15 protein-coding genes are annotated in these 17,252 nt (G+C 55.2%); 11 read left to right on the top strand and 4 right to left on the bottom strand.

The features are described from left to right. The first annotated feature begins 6 nt into the window (after positions 1 to 6). Together SK53_RS07160 and ptsG are read left to right on the top strand one after the other, a co-directional pair. Entirely contained in the window at positions 7 to 801 is a 795-nt protein-coding gene (locus tag SK53_RS07160; protein WP_003857943.1) for a metal-dependent hydrolase, read from the top strand. 297 nt (positions 802 to 1,098) lie between these two features. Continuing rightward, the gene (ptsG, locus tag SK53_RS07155) at positions 1,099 to 2,532 is read left to right on the top strand and encodes a PTS glucose transporter subunit IIBC (RefSeq protein ID WP_003857942.1); all 1,434 of its coding nucleotides are present in this window, start codon (positions 1,099 to 1,101) and stop codon (positions 2,530 to 2,532) included. Positions 2,533 to 2,673: 141 nt separating this feature from the next. Here the strand turns inward: ptsG and fhuE are convergent, their stop codons facing one another. Continuing rightward, positions 2,674 to 4,863 (bottom strand): ferric-rhodotorulic acid/ferric-coprogen receptor FhuE, encoded by a 2,190-nt coding sequence (gene fhuE, locus SK53_RS07150; RefSeq protein WP_048208941.1) that lies wholly within the window; start codon positions 4,861 to 4,863, stop codon positions 2,674 to 2,676. 353 nt (positions 4,864 to 5,216) lie between these two features. On the opposite strand from fhuE, the gene hinT reads away from it, so the two are divergent. The 8 genes from hinT (at position 5,217) to SK53_RS07110 (ending at position 11,300) form a co-directional block, all read left to right on the top strand. Then, positions 5,217 to 5,576 (top strand): purine nucleoside phosphoramidase, encoded by a 360-nt coding sequence (gene hinT / locus SK53_RS07145; protein ID WP_048208939.1) that lies wholly within the window; start codon positions 5,217 to 5,219, stop codon positions 5,574 to 5,576. Between the two features lies 1 nt (position 5,577). Further along, positions 5,578 to 5,952: a YcfL family putative periplasmic lipoprotein gene (locus tag SK53_RS07140; protein ID WP_032658037.1), complete on the top strand. Its 375-nt coding sequence runs from the start codon at positions 5,578 to 5,580 to the stop codon at positions 5,950 to 5,952. A 13-nt stretch (positions 5,953 to 5,965) separates the two neighbouring features. Further along, the gene (gene lpoB / locus SK53_RS07135; protein WP_085929697.1) at positions 5,966 to 6,610 is read left to right on the top strand and encodes a penicillin-binding protein activator LpoB; all 645 of its coding nucleotides are present in this window, start codon (positions 5,966 to 5,968) and stop codon (positions 6,608 to 6,610) included. Continuing rightward, on the top strand, positions 6,591 to 7,415 hold the full coding sequence (thiK, locus tag SK53_RS07130; RefSeq protein WP_048208938.1) for a thiamine kinase: 825 nt from the start codon (positions 6,591 to 6,593) through the stop codon (positions 7,413 to 7,415). The genes lpoB and thiK overlap by 20 nt, the downstream gene beginning before the upstream one ends. 11 nt (positions 7,416 to 7,426) lie before the next feature. Beyond that, positions 7,427 to 8,452: a beta-N-acetylhexosaminidase gene (gene nagZ, locus SK53_RS07125; RefSeq protein ID WP_003857934.1), complete on the top strand. Its 1,026-nt coding sequence runs from the start codon at positions 7,427 to 7,429 to the stop codon at positions 8,450 to 8,452. A 31-nt stretch (positions 8,453 to 8,483) separates the two neighbouring features. Then, the gene (ycfP, locus tag SK53_RS07120; protein WP_006809239.1) at positions 8,484 to 9,026 is read left to right on the top strand and encodes an alpha/beta hydrolase YcfP; all 543 of its coding nucleotides are present in this window, start codon (positions 8,484 to 8,486) and stop codon (positions 9,024 to 9,026) included. A 236-nt stretch (positions 9,027 to 9,262) separates the two neighbouring features. Continuing rightward, the gene (locus tag SK53_RS07115; protein WP_022650789.1) at positions 9,263 to 10,567 is read left to right on the top strand and encodes an NAD(P)/FAD-dependent oxidoreductase; all 1,305 of its coding nucleotides are present in this window, start codon (positions 9,263 to 9,265) and stop codon (positions 10,565 to 10,567) included. 193 nt (positions 10,568 to 10,760) lie between these two features. Next, positions 10,761 to 11,300, top strand: coding sequence for a glycine zipper 2TM domain-containing protein (locus tag SK53_RS07110; RefSeq protein WP_017384715.1), 540 nt, complete (start codon positions 10,761 to 10,763; stop codon positions 11,298 to 11,300). Positions 11,301 to 11,359: 59 nt separating this feature from the next. Here the strand turns inward: SK53_RS07110 and comR are convergent, their stop codons facing one another. Continuing rightward, on the bottom strand, positions 11,360 to 11,995 hold the full coding sequence (comR, locus tag SK53_RS07105) for a TetR family copper-responsive transcriptional repressor ComR (protein ID WP_022650790.1): 636 nt from the start codon (positions 11,993 to 11,995) through the stop codon (positions 11,360 to 11,362). Positions 11,996 to 12,240: 245 nt separating this feature from the next. Here comR and bhsA point away from each other — a divergent pair, with 245 nt between their 5' ends. Further along, positions 12,241 to 12,498, top strand: a complete 258-nt coding sequence (gene bhsA, locus SK53_RS07100; protein ID WP_006809234.1) for a multiple stress resistance protein BhsA — start codon at positions 12,241 to 12,243, stop codon at positions 12,496 to 12,498. Between the two features lie 77 nt (positions 12,499 to 12,575). Here bhsA and SK53_RS07095 read toward each other — a convergent pair whose 3' ends face one another. Together SK53_RS07095 and mfd are read right to left on the bottom strand one after the other, a co-directional pair. After that, entirely contained in the window at positions 12,576 to 13,541 is a 966-nt protein-coding gene (locus tag SK53_RS07095) for a L,D-transpeptidase LdtC (RefSeq protein WP_022650791.1), read from the bottom strand. A gap of 145 nt (positions 13,542 to 13,686) precedes the next feature. Further along, entirely contained in the window at positions 13,687 to 17,133 is a 3,447-nt protein-coding gene (gene mfd / locus SK53_RS07090) for a transcription-repair coupling factor (protein ID WP_048208935.1), read from the bottom strand. Between the last annotated feature and the right edge of the window lie 119 nt (positions 17,134 to 17,252).

Below are 17,252 nucleotides of genomic sequence, written 5' to 3'. Positions count from 1 at the left end.
GACATTATGTTTTTAGTCGACTCACACTGCCATCTCGATGGCCTGGATTATCAATCCCTGCATAAAAATGTGGACGACGTGCTGGCGAAAGCCGCCGCGCGCGATGTGAAATTTTGCCTGGCCGTGGCGACCACGCTGCCGGGTTACCGCTCCATGCGTGAACTGGTAGGCGAGCGCGATAATGTCGTCTTCTCCTGCGGCGTGCATCCGCTGAATCAGGATGAAGCTTACGACGTTGAGGATTTACGCCGTCTTGCCGCAGAAGAGGGCGTAGTGGCGATGGGCGAGACCGGTCTGGACTATTTCTACACCCCCGAAACAAAACCTCGCCAGCAGGAATCCTTCCGCAACCACATCCGTATTGGCCGTGAGCTGAATAAGCCGGTTATCGTTCATACCCGCGATGCGCGCGCCGACACGCTGGCGATCCTGCGGGAAGAAAAGGTGACGGATTGCGGTGGCGTACTACACTGTTTCACAGAAGACAGAGAAACGGCGGGTAAGCTGCTTGATTTAGGCTTTTATATTTCATTCTCGGGGATTGTCACGTTCCGCAATGCTGAGCAACTGCGTGATGCGGCGCGCTATGTTCCGCTGGATCGTATTCTGGTGGAAACCGATTCCCCGTACCTGGCGCCGGTGCCTCATCGCGGCAAAGAGAATCAGCCAGCGATGACCCGGGATGTCGCTGAGTATATGGCCGTTCTGAAAGGTGTCAGTATCGAAGAACTGGCTCGCGTGACAACGAAAAACTTCGCCAGCCTGTTCCATATCGACCCCGCCCGCCTGCAATCTGTCTGATACACCTGTTATTTTTAGGCTCGTAATTAATAAGTAAAACGAGTAAAGTTCACCGCCTCATTTGGGGCGGTGATGGCGTTTTTAGACACATCCAGACATGCTTTATGTAAATATCTGCAAGTTTTTTGGCCGTCTTGAACTGAAACGTGATAGCCGTCAAACAAACTCAGAGGGAATTATTTTACTCTGTGTAATAAATAAAGGGCGCTTAGATGTCCTGTCCACGGCGCGGTACTCCCCCCGGGCCAATGCGTGAAAACGTAAAAAAAGCACAAATACTCAGGAGCACTCTCAATTATGTTTAAGAATGCATTTGCTAACCTGCAAAAGGTCGGTAAATCGCTGATGCTGCCAGTATCCGTACTGCCTATCGCAGGTATCCTGCTGGGTGTCGGTTCTGCAAACTTCAGCTGGCTGCCAGCCGTAGTTTCCCACGTGATGGCCGAAGCAGGCGGTTCTGTTTTTGCTAACATGCCGCTGATCTTCGCTATCGGTGTTGCTCTGGGCTTCACCAATAACGACGGTGTATCTGCTCTGGCGTCCGTTGTTGCTTACGGCATCATGGTGAAAACCATGGCTGTGGTTGCGCCGCTGGTCCTGCATTTACCTGCTGAAGAGATTGCCGCTAAGCACCTGGCAGACACCGGTGTTCTCGGTGGTATCATCTCCGGTGCGATTGCAGCGTACATGTTTAACCGCTTCTATCGCATCAAGCTGCCTGAGTATCTGGGCTTCTTCGCGGGTAAACGTTTTGTGCCGATCATTTCTGGTCTGGCCGCGATTTTCACCGGTGTTGTCCTGTCCTTCATCTGGCCACCAATCGGTACGGCAATCCAGACCTTCTCTCAGTGGGCGGCTTACCAGAACCCGGTTGTGGCGTTCGGTATCTACGGCTTCATTGAGCGCTGCCTGGTACCATTTGGTCTGCATCACATCTGGAACGTTCCATTCCAGATGCAGATTGGTGAATACACCAACGCAGCAGGCCAGGTATTCCACGGCGACATCCCACGCTACATGGCGGGTGACCCAACGGCAGGTAAACTGTCTGGTGGCTTCCTGTTCAAAATGTACGGTCTGCCAGCTGCCGCAATTGCGATTTGGCACTCTGCTAAACCAGAGAACCGTGCAAAAGTGGGCGGTATCATGATCTCCGCAGCGCTGACCTCGTTCCTGACCGGTATCACCGAGCCGATCGAGTTCTCCTTCATGTTCGTTGCGCCGATCCTGTACATCATCCACGCGGTACTGGCAGGTCTGGCATTCCCAATCTGTATCCTGCTGGGTATGCGTGACGGTACGTCCTTCTCTCACGGTCTGATCGACTTCATCGTTCTGTCCGGTAACAGCAGCAAGCTGTGGCTGTTCCCAATCGTGGGTGCAGGCTACGCAGTGGTGTACTACACCGTCTTCCGCGTGCTGATCAAAGCACTGGACCTGAAAACGCCGGGTCGTGAAGATGCAACGGAAGACAGCAAAGCCGGTGCGACCAGCGAAATGGCGCCTGCTCTGGTAGCTGCTTTCGGCGGTAAAGAGAACATCACTAACCTGGACGCGTGTATCACTCGTCTGCGTGTGAGCGTTGCCGACGTTGCGAAAGTAGACCAGCCGGGTCTGAAAAAACTGGGCGCAGCGGGCGTCGTTGTTGCAGGTTCTGGTGTTCAGGCAATCTTCGGTACTAAATCCGATAACCTGAAAACTGAAATGGATGAGTACATCCGCAACAACTAAGCTGTGACCTGGGGAGACTAAGGCAGCCGAATGGCTGCCTTTTTTATTATTGCGGCTTGTGGTGCCGGGTGGCGGCTGCGCCTTACCTGGCCTACGTGATGGGTAGGCCCGGTAAGCGCAGCGCCACCGGGCTTCTGTCACTCAGAAATCGTAGCTCGCGCTCACCGAGACGTTCAGCGGCGCGCCATACACCGCATACGATCCGACGTAGTCGTAATACTCTTTGTCGAACAGGTTGTTGACGTTAGCCTGTACCGCAAAATCTTTGGTGACCTGATAACGGCTGAACAGGTTCACCAGCCCATAGCTGCCTTGCTCCGCGCGGGAACGTCCTGCCGGGCCGCCTTCCACGTCCGTCCACACTTTGTTCTGCCAGTTTACGCCACCGCCCACGGTCAGTTCCGGCAGCATTGGCAACTGATAGCGGGTGAAGAGCTTCATGGTTGTGCGCGGCTGATCGGAGCTGACGGCGTTGCCATTCTTATCTTCTGCGATGTAACGCGTCGCGCCGAAGGTCAGCTGCCAGTTATCGGTCAGGGCACCGTTGAGCTCGAACTCGACCCCTTTGCTGACCACCCCGTCCAGCGATTCATAGATCGACTCACCGCTCGGCATGTAGGTGTAGGTATTGCTGGCGACGTTATCCTGCTCAATGCGGAAAATCGCCAGTGAGGTGGTGAGGCGGGTATTAAACCAGTCTGCCTTCACCCCGGCTTCGTAGCTTTTACCCATGGTAGGGTCGAGATAACGTCCGCTGGCGTCGCGCTTATCCTGCGGCTGGAAGATAGAGGTATAGCTGACGTAGGTCGACCAGTCCTCATTGATGTCATACACCAGGCCAGCGTACGGCGTGACATCATCTTTGGTGCTTTCCAGACGGGTATTCGGCGATCCTGCCGGGTTATAACGAATATTGTATTGGGTGTAGCGCGCGCCCAGGATCAGGTGCAGCGGATCGGCCAGCGAGAAACGAGCCGAAGAATAGGCTGAAGACTGGCGAATATCATCCTTGCTGTAGAGTTTCCACGGCGTCCACTGCGGATCGGCGATGTTCCCGTTCCAGTTCTTAAAGTTGCCGACATCCACCATGCCGTATACCGCATCCGGCATGGAGTTGTCGTAATGGTTACGCTGACGGCTGAAGCTGCCGCCGAACATCATTTCGTGCTGACGGCCAAAGAGATCGAAGCCGCCGCGCAGGAAGGCGTCAACCGCATCCTGTTTACGTTCTCCACGGTTCCAGCCGCCATAACCCACCAGACCCGCACCAGTCTCTTTATCCGGATAGCCGGACATATACATCAGCTTAGAGTCAAAGTTGGTTTCAGCGTGCATACCGTTGATGTGCGCTTCCCAGCCATTATCGAAACGCTGAGTCAGGTTAGCGAAGATGCGGGTGCTGTCTTTATCTGAATAAGCCCAGTCAGGCGCAACGGTCTGGCTGCGATTGTAGTGGGTCGTACTTCCGTCGCTGTACCAGGTCGGCAGTCCGCCCCAGGTTGGGTCGGCGGTATGGCTTTCCTGATACTCATACCCTACCGAGAGAGTCGTGCTGTCGGTGACATCCGCGTCCATCACGCCGTAGAGGAATTTCTTCCGGTAGTGGTAGTTATCCACGAAGCTGTCGTTGTCCTGATAACCGGTGATCAGACGACCCCGTACCTTACCTGACTCTACCAGCGGCGCCTGGAGATCCAGCACGTAGCGCTGCTTGTCCCAGCTGCCGTAGCTGGCGGAGACGTTACCTTTAAATTCCGGGCTGTCCGCGTGCTTACGCACCATATTAACGTACGCCGCCGGGTTCCCCGTGCCGGACATCAGGCCGGTGGCGCCGCGAACCACTTCAATGCGGTCATAAATCGCGGTATCGGCGGCGGTATCACCAAAGTTCCACACTTCACTGATGGAGGTTGGCAAGTCGTCATAGGCGTAGTTGCTGACGAAAAAGCCGCGTGAGTAAAACACGGTACGGTCGCTGTCCTGCACCTGGGCCGTAATGCCCGTGGTGTTCGTCAGCACCTGTCCGATGGATTGCAGATTCTGGTCAGCCATACGTTGCTGGCTGATAACGCTGACGGACTGTGGGATGTCGCGGGGAACCAACAACAGTTTGGTGCCGGTGGTGGTGGTTTTTACGCTGTAATCCTGATCCTGGCTGGCAGAAAGATCCTGTGTGTTGTCAAAACCCCCGTCAACGACAACGGTATCTTCGGTGGTTGAAGCAGCGAAAGCGGCGGTTGGCGTCAATGCCATAGCAATGCAGGCGGCCAGCAACGAAGGTGTTGCGGCAGGCTGACGTTGCCCATCCCTGGTGTGATTAATGAAAGACATCATCAAACCCTTAGTGAATGGTGAAGGTATTTCGCGACAGTCCCGCTAGCACGGGCTGACGTCGTTTTCTATGTTAAAAATGCGCATGAAAATGCAAATGCGAAATATACGCATTGTGATTAACGCTGTAAACAGATGTTTCGGGATGAACTGAAATAAGGTTTCAGAAAAGAAATGTCCTAAAGCGATGCCTCTTCAGCCAGATGGGGGACAATCAGGAAAGAAATCACGGGAGAAGGTTGAAAGGACAGGAGAAACTCGCTCATACTCTTGTCTTGTGTCACGCAGTAAATCAGACAATGTGTGTTAACAACGGACGCACGACGCCAGATTAAACTTAAAAGGAAAAGGTCATGGCTGAAGAAACGATTTTCAGTAAAATTATCCGCCGCGAAATTCCGTCGGATATTGTCTATCAGGATGAACTGGTCACGGCTTTCCGCGACATTTCTCCCCAGGCGCCGACGCACATCCTTATTATTCCCAATATTCTGATCCCGACCGTTAATGACGTTAAAACCGAGCATGAAGTGGCGCTGGGCCGTATGCTGACGGTGGCCGCGAAAATCGCTGAGCAGGAAGGGATTGCTGAAGACGGATACCGTTTGATCATGAACTGTAATCGCCATGGCGGCCAGGAAGTCTATCATATTCATATGCATCTGCTGGGTGGACGTCCACTGGGAGCGATGCTGGCACATAAAGGTCTTTAATATGTTAACTGGGCGTATTGCAGCGCTGATCGTGACGCTGGTAATGGTTGGGTGCAGCGCGCGTCCCGCCATCCCGGTCAGTGAAGAACAGACGCTGGTGATGGAGTCCTCAGTGCTTGCTGCGGGCATCACGGCGGAGAAGCCTTCGCTGACCATAAGCGAAATCCAGTCTTCAGCCTCTTCTACGCTCTATAACGAAAGGCAAGAGCCAGTGACGGTGCATTATCGCTTCTACTGGTATGACGTGAGAGGTCTTGAGATGCACCCGCTTGAGGCGCCGCGCAGCGTGACCATCCCGGCAAGAACGTCGGTCACGCTCTACGGCAGCGCCAGCTATCTGGGTGCACATAAGGTGAGACTTTATCTTTATTTGTAAGGAGTGAACCTTGATTAAAACAATGAGCCGTTATGCGCTCCTGAGTGCCTTTGCACTCTTTCTGGCGGGTTGTGTGACGCGAACGGAAGAACCTGCACCGGTGGATCAGGCGAAGCCGGGAACGGAACAGCCAACAACGCCAGCGCAGCCTGTTCCAACCGTGCCGTCTGTACCGACCATTCCGGCGCAGCCTGGCCCGATCGAACATCCGGACGACACCGCACAGCCTGCGCCGCGAGTACGCCACTATGACTGGAATGGCGCAATGCAGCCGATGGTGGGCAAAATGTTGCAGGCACAGGGTGTTACGCCCGGCAGCGTGCTGCTGGTGGACAGCGTGAACAACCGTACAAACGGTTCCCTGAATGCGGGAGAAGCGACGGAAACCCTGCGCAACGCGCTGGCAAACAACGGTAAATTTACGCTGGTCTCTGCTCAGCAGCTCGCGGTCGCAAAGCAGCAGCTTGGTCTGTCGCCTCAGGACAGCCTGGGTTCGCGCAGTAAAGCGATTGGTATTGCCCGCAACGTTGGCGCGCAGTATGTCCTTTATTCTAACGCGACAGGCAACGTGAACACGCCGTCGTTGCAGATGCAGTTAATGCTGGTTCAGACCGGCGAAATTATCTGGTCAGGTAAAGGTGCCGTTACGCAACAATAAGCGCACGCGTCATGAGGTCCTGACGCGTTATTTCCCTCAATACCATGTTATCGCGCCGCAAGCCCCCGCCGGGCTTGGCGGCGCGAGTTGCATTATTGAGCATGGCGACCATCGGCTGGTTTTACGTCAGCATCACGATGCCGCCGCGCCTGCCTCCCATTTTCGTCGCCAGTTCCGCGCCCTGAAGCGCCTGCCCGCCGACCTTGCGCCACAACCTCATCTCTTTATTAGAGACTGGATGGCGGTGGCGTTTATTGCGGGTGAGATCAAAAGCGAGCTTCCCGATACGCCTGCGCTGGCAGCCATGCTGTATCATCTGCATCGCCAGCCGCGTCTGGGCTGGCGGGTAACGTTACTTCCTTTGCTGGATCACTACTGGCAGCAGGCTGCGCCTGGACGACACACGCCCTACTGGCTGGCGCAGCTTAAGCGGTTGCGTAAAGCGGGAGAGCCGCAGGCGTTACGTCTGGCGCCGCTGCATATGGATGTCCACGCGGGGAATATCGTTCATACCACGGCAGGCGAGAAACTTATCGACTGGGAATATGCCGGAGACGGTGACGTGGCGCTCGAACTTGCTGCGGTCTGGATGCCTGATGAGGCGTCGCGCGAGCAGCTGATAACCGCCTATGCCCGAAACGCCAACATCAATGCGCTCACCCTTGCGCGGCAGGTCGCGCGCTGGCGTCCGTGGGTGTTGATGCTGATGGCGGGATGGTTTGAAATGCGCCTTCAGCAGACAGGTGACAAACAATTTATTGCGCTGGCAAATGATGCCTGGCGTCAGTTACAAACGAAAGGATAAGAGAGGTTGGTGTGGGTCCAGTAATGTTGGATGTCGAAGGGTTTGAGCTGGATGCGGAAGAGCGCGAAATTCTGGCACATCCGCTGGTAGGGGGGCTGATTCTTTTCACCCGCAATTATCATGATCCGGAGCAGTTGCGTGAGCTGGTTCGCCAGATCCGTGCGGCGTCGCGCAATCACCTGGTGGTGGCCGTAGACCAGGAAGGTGGGCGTGTGCAGCGTTTCCGCGAAGGGTTTACCCGTTTACCCGCCGCGCAATCTTTTGCTGCGCTGCTGGGGATCGAAGAGGGCGGTCAACTGGCGCAGGATGCCGGCTGGCTGATGGCCAGCGAGATGATCGCCATGGATATCGACATCAGCTTCGCCCCGGTGCTGGACGTAGGACACATTAGCGCGGCAATTGGTGAGCGTTCGTATCATGACGATCCGCGTATTGCGCTGGCAATGGCGACGCGCTTTATTGACGGTATGCATGCTGCGGGCATGAAAACCACCGGCAAACATTTCCCGGGCCACGGGGCGGTGACGGCGGATTCCCATAAAGAAACCCCGCGCGATCCGCGCCCGGAAGCAGACATTCGCGCTAAAGATATGTCGGTTTTCCGCTCGTTGATCGCTGATAACAAGCTGGATGCCATCATGCCTGCGCACGTCATCTACAGTGAGGTCGATCCGCGTCCGGCCAGCGGCTCTCCACACTGGCTTAAAACCGTGCTGCGTCAGGAGTTAGGCTTCAATGGCGTAATTTTCTCTGACGATTTATCCATGGAAGGGGCGGCGATTATGGGTAGCTATGCCGAACGTGGGCAGGCTTCGCTGGATGCGGGTTGCGATATGATCCTCGTCTGCAATAATCGTAAAGGGGCGGTGAGCGTGCTGGATAACCTGTCGCCGATCAATGCTGAACGTGTTACACAATTGTATCATAAAGGTTCATTTAGTCGTCAGGAGCTGATGGACTCGGCGCGCTGGAAAACGGTAAACGCCCGGCTTGAAGCCCTGAACGAGCGCTGGCAGGCACATAAAGCAGCCCTTTAATTCATCCCGGAAGGCGTAGCGTGGTGAGACGATGATCATCTATTTACACGGTTTTGACTCAAACAGTCCTGGTAATCATGAGAAAGTGCTGCAATTGCAGTTTATCGATCCGGATGTCCGGCTGATCAGTTACAGCACACGTCATCCGAAGCATGACATGCAGCATCTGCTTAAAGAAGTGGATAAAATGTTGCAGCTCAATATCGACGATCGCCCGCTGATCTGCGGCGTGGGGTTAGGAGGATACTGGGCAGAGCGCATCGGTTTTTTGTGCGATATCCGTCAGGTCATTTTTAATCCTAACCTGTTTCCGAACGAAAACATGGAAGGCAAAATCGATCGCCCGGAGGAGTACGCCGACATCGCCACCAAATGCGTGAGCAATTTCCGTGAAAAGAACCGCGATCGGTGTCTGGTGATCCTCTCCCGCAACGATGAAGCGCTGAACAGCTCCCGCGCCGCCGAGCTTCTGCACCATTACTACGAAATTGTCTGGGACGAAGAGCAGACCCACAAGTTCAAAAACATTTCCCCGCACTTGCAGCGTATTAAAGCCTTTAAAACGCTGGGCTGATCTCCCTGAACCTGATAAAGGCTCGGTACGTGAAAGCGTACCGGGCCTCTTTTTTGTCAGAATTGTCTACTTTTAAACCATCAAAACTTGATACATATCAATTTTGGTATGACCAATGCGCCTGACGTGCTATTCTCAATGAATCTGAATGGTTTCAGTGCAGTAACCTGTTGTTAATTAAGGGTTATTTATATAACTTTTAATTAACAATTGGTTAATAATTTGAGGGGGTCACGTTGACTACGCCATTGAAAAAGATAGTGATTGTCGGCGGTGGTGCTGGCGGACTGGAGCTGGCGACGCAGCTGGGTAAGAAACTGGGTCGCGGTAAGAAAGCCAAAATCACGCTGGTGGATCGTAACCACAGCCATCTGTGGAAGCCGTTACTGCACGAAGTGGCGACCGGGTCGCTGGATGAGGGCGTGGATGCGCTCAGCTATCTGGCGCATGCGCGTAACCACCACTTCCAGTTCCAGCTGGGTTCGGTGGTGGATATCAATCGTGAAAACAAAACCATCACGCTGGCTGAGCTGCGTGATGATAAAGGCGAGTTGCTGGTTCCTGAGCGCAAGCTGGCCTATGACACGCTGGTGATGGCCCTGGGCAGTACCTCCAATGATTTCAACACCCCAGGCGTAAAAGAGCACTGCATCTTCCTGGATAACCCGCATCAGGCGCGTCGTTTCCATCAGGAGATGCTTAACCTGTTCCTGAAGTACACCAACAACATGGGTGCTAACGGCAAGGTCAACATTGCTATCGTGGGCGGCGGCGCAACGGGCGTTGAATTATCGGCGGAGTTGCACAATGCGGTCAAACAGCTGCACAGCTACGGCTACAAAGGGCTGACTAACGAAGCGCTGAATGTGACGCTGGTGGAAGCAGGTGAACGCATTCTGCCTGCGCTTCCGCCGCGTATTTCCGGCGCGGCGCACAACGAGCTGACTAAACTGGGCGTGCGCGTGCTGACCCAGACCATGGTGACCAGCGCGGATGAGGGCGGCCTGCATACCAAAGACGGCGAGTACATCCAGGCCGACCTGATGGTCTGGGCTGCGGGGATCAAAGCGCCTGATTTCATGAAAGATATCGGTGGGCTGGAGACAAACCGCATTAACCAGCTGGTGACAGAGCCGACGCTGCAAACCACGCGCGATCCGGACATCTTCGCCATCGGCGACTGTGCCTCCTGCGCACGTCCGGAAGGCGGATTTGTACCGCCTCGCGCTCAGGCTGCGCACCAGATGGCAAGCCTCGTGCTGCATAACATCCTGGCGCAGATAAAAGGCAAACCGATGAAAGCCTATGTCTACAAAGACCACGGCTCTCTGGTGTCGCTCTCAAACTTCTCCACCGTGGGCAGCCTGATGGGTAACCTGATGCGCGGCTCCATGATGGTGGAAGGGCGCATCGCCCGCTTCGTGTACATTTCTCTGTACCGTATGCACCAGATTGCGCTGCACGGCTACTTCAAAACCGGCCTGATGATGCTGGTTGGCCGCATCAACCGCGTGATCCGTCCACGCCTGAAGCTGCACTAATTTCTCTCTCCCTCCGGACCCTCCGGAGGGAATTCTTAGCACATCATGCTGTGCATTTCCCTCCTGACGCTTAAGAGTTCTCTTAAACCCACGTTGTCCCGGCCAACAACCATGATTTTGATCCTTTATCTTATTGGCGAAGCGTTTATTGCGCTGCAAAATTGCTACCAATTGCAACAAAGGAGGAAGTCCCGTGAATAAATCAATGTTGGCGGGTATAGGGATTGGCGTCGCAGCTGCGTTAGGTGTGGCTGCCGTTGCCAGTCTGAACGTACTTGATCGTGGCCCGCAGTATGCGCAGGTGGTTTCCGCTACACCGATCAAAGAGACGGTCAAGACGCCTCGTCAGGAGTGCCGTAATGTTTCTGTCACCCATCGTCGTCCGGTTCAGGATGAAAACCGTATCGCTGGCTCCGTGCTGGGCGCGGTTGCTGGTGGGGTGATTGGTCATCAGTTTGGTGGCGGCCGTGGTAAGGATGTCGCGACGGTGGTTGGTGCGCTGGGTGGCGGTTATGCCGGTAACCAGGTGCAGGGCGCGATGCAGGAAAATGATACCTACACCACAACGCAGCAGCGCTGTAAAACCGTGTATGACAAGTCTGAAAAAATGTTGGGCTACGACGTAACCTACAAAATTGGCGATCAGCAGGGCAAAATCCGCATGGATAAAGATCCTGGTACGCAGATCCCTCTCGACAGCAATGGTCAGCTGATACTGAATAACAAAGTGTAAAAAAGATGTTCTCTGAACTTAGCTCCTCATGCGCTCAGGCTGAGGAGCTTTTTTTTGCGTCAGAGTTTAAGAAGTTCAGGCCACAGGCGCAGCGTTGTGTGCGTAATCCCCTGCAATTTTTCCAGCGTCGCGCCTTCACGGGCGCTGATGGACATCCCCTGTAAAATACAGCTCAGATACTGGGCCAGCTCCTGCGGACGGCAATGCGCCGGGATTTCACCGCGCAGCTGACGCTGAGCCAGAAACGTGCTGAGCGTCTCCTCCTGCATCGCATGTCGCGATTTGACCGTGTTGGCAATCTCTTTAGACGATGCCGCGAGGGTCGCGGAGGTGTTGATCATAAAACACCCCGCAGGCGTGTCCTTGCTGGTATAGCAGGTCGCGATTGCCGTGAAATAATCCTGTAATGCCTGCTCAACCGTTTTTTCTTCACAGAATAGCTGGGCTTCATGTTTTGCCGCGAAGCGCGAGATGTATCTGTCCAGAACGGCCCGGAATAAGCCTTCTTTGTTGGTGAACTCTGCGTACAGGGTAGGGGCTTTAGCACCCGTAGCTTCCACGAGATCTGAAAGCGACGTGGCTTCATACCCATGCTGCCAGAAGAGCGTCATGGCCTTATCGAGCGCCGCATCCCTGTCGAACACTTTTGGTCGGCCACGGCTTTTCTTTGCGCAACGCGTGACATCGGTTGTCATGTGCCGTTGGTCCTCTGTTGTTTTATTGAATAGTCATTATAAAAATAAACGTCTGCAACGACCAGCGGTGATTTCTGAAAAATAATATAATTTTATCTTTTTGAAATATAAGGCAAATGAAATTAATTTAACGACCATTATAAAAATGAGTTGACGTGTGACCTGGATCACATCTATTATTTACCTATCGATCGTTAACTAAATAACTAACGACCACTACATCATCTGCCTAAAGGTATAAAATCATGAAAAACGTTAAAACCCTCATCGCTGCCGCCGTTCTGAGTTCACTCTCTTTCGCAAGCTTCGCTGCTGTTGAAGTGCAATCCACTCCAGCAGACCAGCAGAAAGTCGGTACCATCTCTGCCACTGCCGGGACTAACCTGGGCTCTCTGGAAGATCAGCTGGCGCAAAAAGCTGACGAAATGGGTGCGAAATCATTCCGCATCACCTCTGTGACCGGTCCTAACACCCTGCACGGTACCGCAGTTATCTACAAATAAGCGTAACGCAACCCTCCGTTATGCCACTGCAATAAAAAACGCCCTGCTGATGCAGGGCGTTTGTCGTTATTGCTGCTTTACATTGACTGCTGAGCAACCTCATGATGCCGCGTAACATCGGTTGGCATCCCCGAACGTGCTTCCATCGCCCGCTCCATCACTGCGCCATCGGTGTTGGCATTCGTTTTAAAGCTCACCATTGAGGCATTCAGATTAATCGGCAGCGTCTGCGGATCGTCATTGATGTTTTTCGATAGCGGCTGGTGGATCTCAACCAGACGGACGCCACCTGGCTCTTCAGACACTTTAATCGGCGTATTAATGATATTCACTTTCGTGCCAGGGGCGATCACGCGGTAGAGCGTTTTGATATCGTCATCGCGCAGGCGAATGCAGCCGGAGCTGACGCGCATCCCGATCCCGAAATCCGCATTCGTTCCGTGCAGAAGATAAACCCCACCATATGCCGCCAGGCGAATTGCATGATGTCCCATCGGATTATCCGGGCCAGCAGGTACCACGGCGGGCAGGTCGATACCTTGAGCTTTATAACGGGCGCGAATGTTTGCCGTCGGGGTCCAGGTAGGATTAGCGCGCTTATCAGAGACGGTGGTGACCATGGTAGGTGTGAGCGTATCGCCCCCCAGTTGACCAATACCGATAGGGTAGACGGTCACTTCGTTCTTGCCCGGCGGGTAGTAATACAGACGTAGCTCGGCGAGGTTAATCACAATGCCCTGACGCGGCGCGTCCGGCAGGATGGTTTGCAGCGGAATCGTCAGTACGCTGCCCGCCCGGGGCACGTACGGATCTACGCCCGGGTTGGCCTGCAACAGCGCCAGGAACCCGACGTTATATTTTTTGGCAATCGCTTCCAGCGAGCCGCCATCGTTTTCAACCACGTGAAAGCGGTTTTCACCTACGACGTTGCTGCCGGCGGGCGGAAGAGGCCAGGTATTGGCGCGAGCAGGGAGCGCGACGGCAACCGTCGCGGCCAGCGCAACCAGAGTTAACCAGCGGGTAAAACGCGAAGAAATCATCATTATGATAATCCATACAAATGATAAGGTTATTGTTTTATAAGGCGTTAATGATAATTATGGCGAATGTATAGTCGGGAAGATCGGGCGAAGTGCAAAGAGTTTGTAAATTGTCCCCCCGCCAGCCGGGCGCTGGCGGGGGAAACCGTTATGCGATGGCGTTCTCTTCCAACTGACGCATAAAGTTACGCACCCAGTCCATGCGGGTTTTACGTTCCGTCAGATCCTGAGTAAATTTCAGACGCGTAGGGCCATCAAGACGGAAATGCTGCGGCTGTTTTTGCAGGAGGCCAATCAGCCACATCGGATCGACGTGGTTCTTTTCGGCAAACTCAATTACGCCGCCTTTCTCATTGCCTTCAAGTTTGCGAATGCCCAGCTTCTGCGCCTGCTGACGCAGGCGGGCAATATCCAGCAGGTTGCGCGCCGCATCGGGCAATATCCCAAAACGGTCAATCAGTTCGACTTTGATCTCTTCCAGCTCGCCTTCGCTTTTCGCGCTGGCAATGCGTTTGTAGAACGACAGACGGGTATTCACGTCAGGAATAAAATCATCCGGCAGCAGGGAAGGCATGCGCAGTTCCACTTCGGTCTGCTGGCTGGTGAGATCTTCCAGAGACGGTTCACGTCCGGCTTTAAGCGCGTCGACGGCATTTTCCAGCAGCTCCATATACAGCGAGAAACCGATGGTTTCCATGGAACCGCTCTGGTCTTCACCCAGCAGCTCACCGGCGCCGCGGATCTCCAGGTCGTGGGTCGCCAGCGCAAAGCCAGCGCCCAGATCTTCCAGCGAGGCGATCGCTTCCAGACGCTTTTGCGCGTCGGTGGTCATTGCCTTCGGATGCGGCGTCAGCAGCCAGGCGTAGGCCTGATGGTGCGAACGCCCGACCCGCCCGCGCAGCTGGTGCAGCTGGGCCAGGCCGAAGTGATCCGCCCGTTCGATGATGATGGTGTTCGCCGTCGGAATGTCGATTCCGGTCTCAATGATGGTGGTACACACCAGCACGTTGAAACGCTGGTGGTGGAAATCGTTCATCACCCGCTCCAGCTCGCGCTCGCGCATCTGGCCGTGACCAATGGCGATGCGCGCTTCCGGCACCAGCTCTGCCAGCCTGTCGGCGGCTTTCTGAATATTTTCAACGTCGTTGTACAGGTAATAGACCTGGCCACCGCGCAGCACTTCGCGCAGGATCGCCTCGCGCACCACCAGATTGTCGTACTCGCGAACAAAGGTTTTCACCGCCAGACGGCGCGCCGGTGGGGTAGCGATTATCGACAGATCGCGCATGCCGCTCATCGCCATGTTCAGGGTGCGCGGGATCGGCGTTGCGGTCAGGGTCAGAATATCGACGTTGGCGCGCATGGCTTTGATGCGCTCTTTGTGGCGCACCCCGAAGCGGTGCTCTTCGTCAACGATCAGCAACCCCAGATCTTTCCACTTCACGTCACTTTGCAGCAGCTTGTGAGTGCCGATCAGAATATCAATTTTGCCTGCACTTGCCTGTTCCAGGATCTGCGTCTGCTCTTTGGCACTGCGGAAGCGGGACAACATTTCGATACGTACCGGCCAGTTGGCGAAGCGGTCGCGGAAGTTGTCGAAGTGCTGCTGGGCAAGCAGGGTGGTCGGCACCAGCACCGCCACCTGCTTGTTGTTCTCAACCGCCAGGAAAGCGGCGCGCATCGCCACCTCGGTTTTACCGAAGCCCACGTCGCCGCAGACTAAGCGATCCATCGCCAGCGGCTGGCACATGTCGCTCAGCACGGCGTTGATGGCCTGGGCCTGATCCGGCGTAGTTTCAAACGGGAAGCTGTCGCAGAACAGCTGGTACTGCTCTTTATCATGCTTAAACGCATACCCCTCTTTGGCCGCACGCTGAGCGTAAATATCCAGCAGCTCGGCGGCCACGTCGCGCACTTTTTCCGCCGCTTTCTGGCGTGCACGCGCCCAGGCATCGCCGCCCAGCTTGTGCAGCGGCGCATTCTCTTCCGCACCCCCGGCGTAGCGGCTGATCAGATGCAGGGACGACACCGGAACATACAGCTTGGCGTCGTTAGCGTAGGTCAGCATCAGGTATTCACCTTTGATGCCACCTGCTTCGAGGGTAGTCATCCCCTGATAGCGACCCACACCGTGTTCCAGGTGAACAATCGGCTGACCGGGGTGCAGTTCGGCCAGGTTGCGGATCAGGGTGTCCGGGTTGATGGTGCGACGGCTGTCCTGACGACGGCGCGCGACGCGCTCGCCCAGCAGGTCGCTTTCACATATCAACGCCAGGTTATTGAGCGTATCAATGAATCCGTGTTCGGCGGCGCCGATCATCAGGTAACGGCCATTTCCGGTCGCTTCGCTCAGGCGAAGAATACGCTTTGGCGCGACTTTGATCCTTCCCAGCAGTTCGCCCAGCGCTTCACGGCGACCTTCACTTTCAACGGAGAAGACCACCGGCCCGGTGAAGGACTCAAGAAACTTGCGCAGATTATCGAGCGGGTATTTCTGCTGCGCCTGAACGGCCAGGTCAGGCAGCATCCGGAAGGCGAGGTTAGTGTTGGCGGCCTTATCGGCAAGCGAATCGGTTTTGAGCTGCATACGCGGCCAGCGTTTCAGCTCGGCGTTGAGCTCGTCGGTACGCAGCCACAGCATTTCCGGCGGCAGCAGCGGACGCATCGGGTCAACGCCCCGGTTTTCAAAGCGGGCGCGCGTTTCGCTTTCAAAGCGGCTGGCGCTGGCGTCGATATCCCCGGTGTTAACAATCAGCGTATTTGCCGAGAAGTAGCTGAACAGCGCCGGCAGCGGTTCGTTAAAGAACAGGGGCTGCCAGTACTCGATCCCGGCCGGAAGGGTGCCTTTGCTGACTTGCTGGTAGATATGTTCGGCATCACGCTTCACGTCGAACCTGTCGCGCCACTGGCTGCGGAACAGTTCGATGGCGGTTTTATCCGTCGGGAACTCATGGGCGGGCAGCAGATTAATAGAGTCCACTTCCTCCAGCGTGCGCTGGGTGTCGGCGTCGAACACGCGCAGGCTGTCGATCTCATCATCGAAGAAATCCAGACGGTACGGCTGGTCGCTGCCCATCGGATAGAGATCAAGCAGCGCACCGCGCGTCGCGTATTCGCCGTGCTCCATCACCTGATCGACATGTCGATAGCCGGCTCCATCCAGCTGCACGCGCAGGGCATCGCGCGACAGGCGCTGGCCTTTTTTCATCACCAGCGCATGGCCGTGCAAATAGCTGTGCGGGCAGACGCGCTGCATCAGGGTATTCACCGGCACAATCAGCACGCCGCGCTGCATGGTGGGGAGCTGATACAGCGTCGACAGGCGCGAGGAGATGATCTCCTGGTGCGGAGAGAAACTGTCGTAGGGAAGCGTTTCCCAGTCGGCCAGGCTGAATACCAGACTGTCGGTGAACTGACGAATTTCGTCGTGCAGGCGCAGGGCGTTTTGCATGTCCGGGGCAACCAGCACCACCGGCCCTGGATGCCGCTCGGCAATTTCCGCCACCAGCGTGGCGCAGGCCGCGCCTGTCAGTTCGCCCAGCTGGCGTTGGTCACCTGCTTTTACAGGCAAGGAAAAACGATAGTGTTCAGGCATGGCTATGTCAGAGTCTCTTGGGGATATACCAACAGTATTGGGGCATATCACTGATACGCAATGTCTTTATTATCCTCGATCGTTATGCATAAGCAAATCGTAACCGCACAAGAGGGAAA

The sequence above is a fragment of the Enterobacter sp. MGH119 genome (assembly GCF_001037675.1).
GTDB classification, from domain to species: Bacteria; Pseudomonadota; Gammaproteobacteria; order Enterobacterales; family Enterobacteriaceae; genus Enterobacter; species Enterobacter hormaechei_C.
The sequence above is the reverse complement of the archived record's forward strand: the minus strand, read 5'-3'. Positions and strand labels throughout refer to the sequence as shown.

Excerpts from the sequence above, each read along its gene's own strand:
- SK53_RS07160 (WP_003857943.1), top strand. The coding sequence starts at position 7 with ATGTTTTTAGTCGACTCACACTGCCATCTCGATGGCCTGGATTATCAA.
- ptsG (WP_003857942.1), top strand. The coding sequence starts at position 1,099 with ATGTTTAAGAATGCATTTGCTAACCTGCAAAAGGTCGGTAAATCGCTG.
- fhuE (WP_048208941.1), bottom strand. The coding sequence starts at position 4,863 with ATGTCTTTCATTAATCACACCAGGGATGGGCAACGTCAGCCTGCCGCA.
- hinT (WP_048208939.1), top strand. The coding sequence starts at position 5,217 with ATGGCTGAAGAAACGATTTTCAGTAAAATTATCCGCCGCGAAATTCCG.
- SK53_RS07140 (WP_032658037.1), top strand. The coding sequence starts at position 5,578 with ATGTTAACTGGGCGTATTGCAGCGCTGATCGTGACGCTGGTAATGGTT.
- ycfP (WP_006809239.1), top strand. The coding sequence starts at position 8,484 with ATGATCATCTATTTACACGGTTTTGACTCAAACAGTCCTGGTAATCAT.
- comR (WP_022650790.1), bottom strand. The coding sequence starts at position 11,995 with ATGACAACCGATGTCACGCGTTGCGCAAAGAAAAGCCGTGGCCGACCA.
- bhsA (WP_006809234.1), top strand. The coding sequence starts at position 12,241 with ATGAAAAACGTTAAAACCCTCATCGCTGCCGCCGTTCTGAGTTCACTC.
- SK53_RS07095 (WP_022650791.1), bottom strand. The coding sequence starts at position 13,541 with ATGATGATTTCTTCGCGTTTTACCCGCTGGTTAACTCTGGTTGCGCTG.
- mfd (WP_048208935.1), bottom strand. The coding sequence starts at position 17,133 with ATGCCTGAACACTATCGTTTTTCCTTGCCTGTAAAAGCAGGTGACCAA.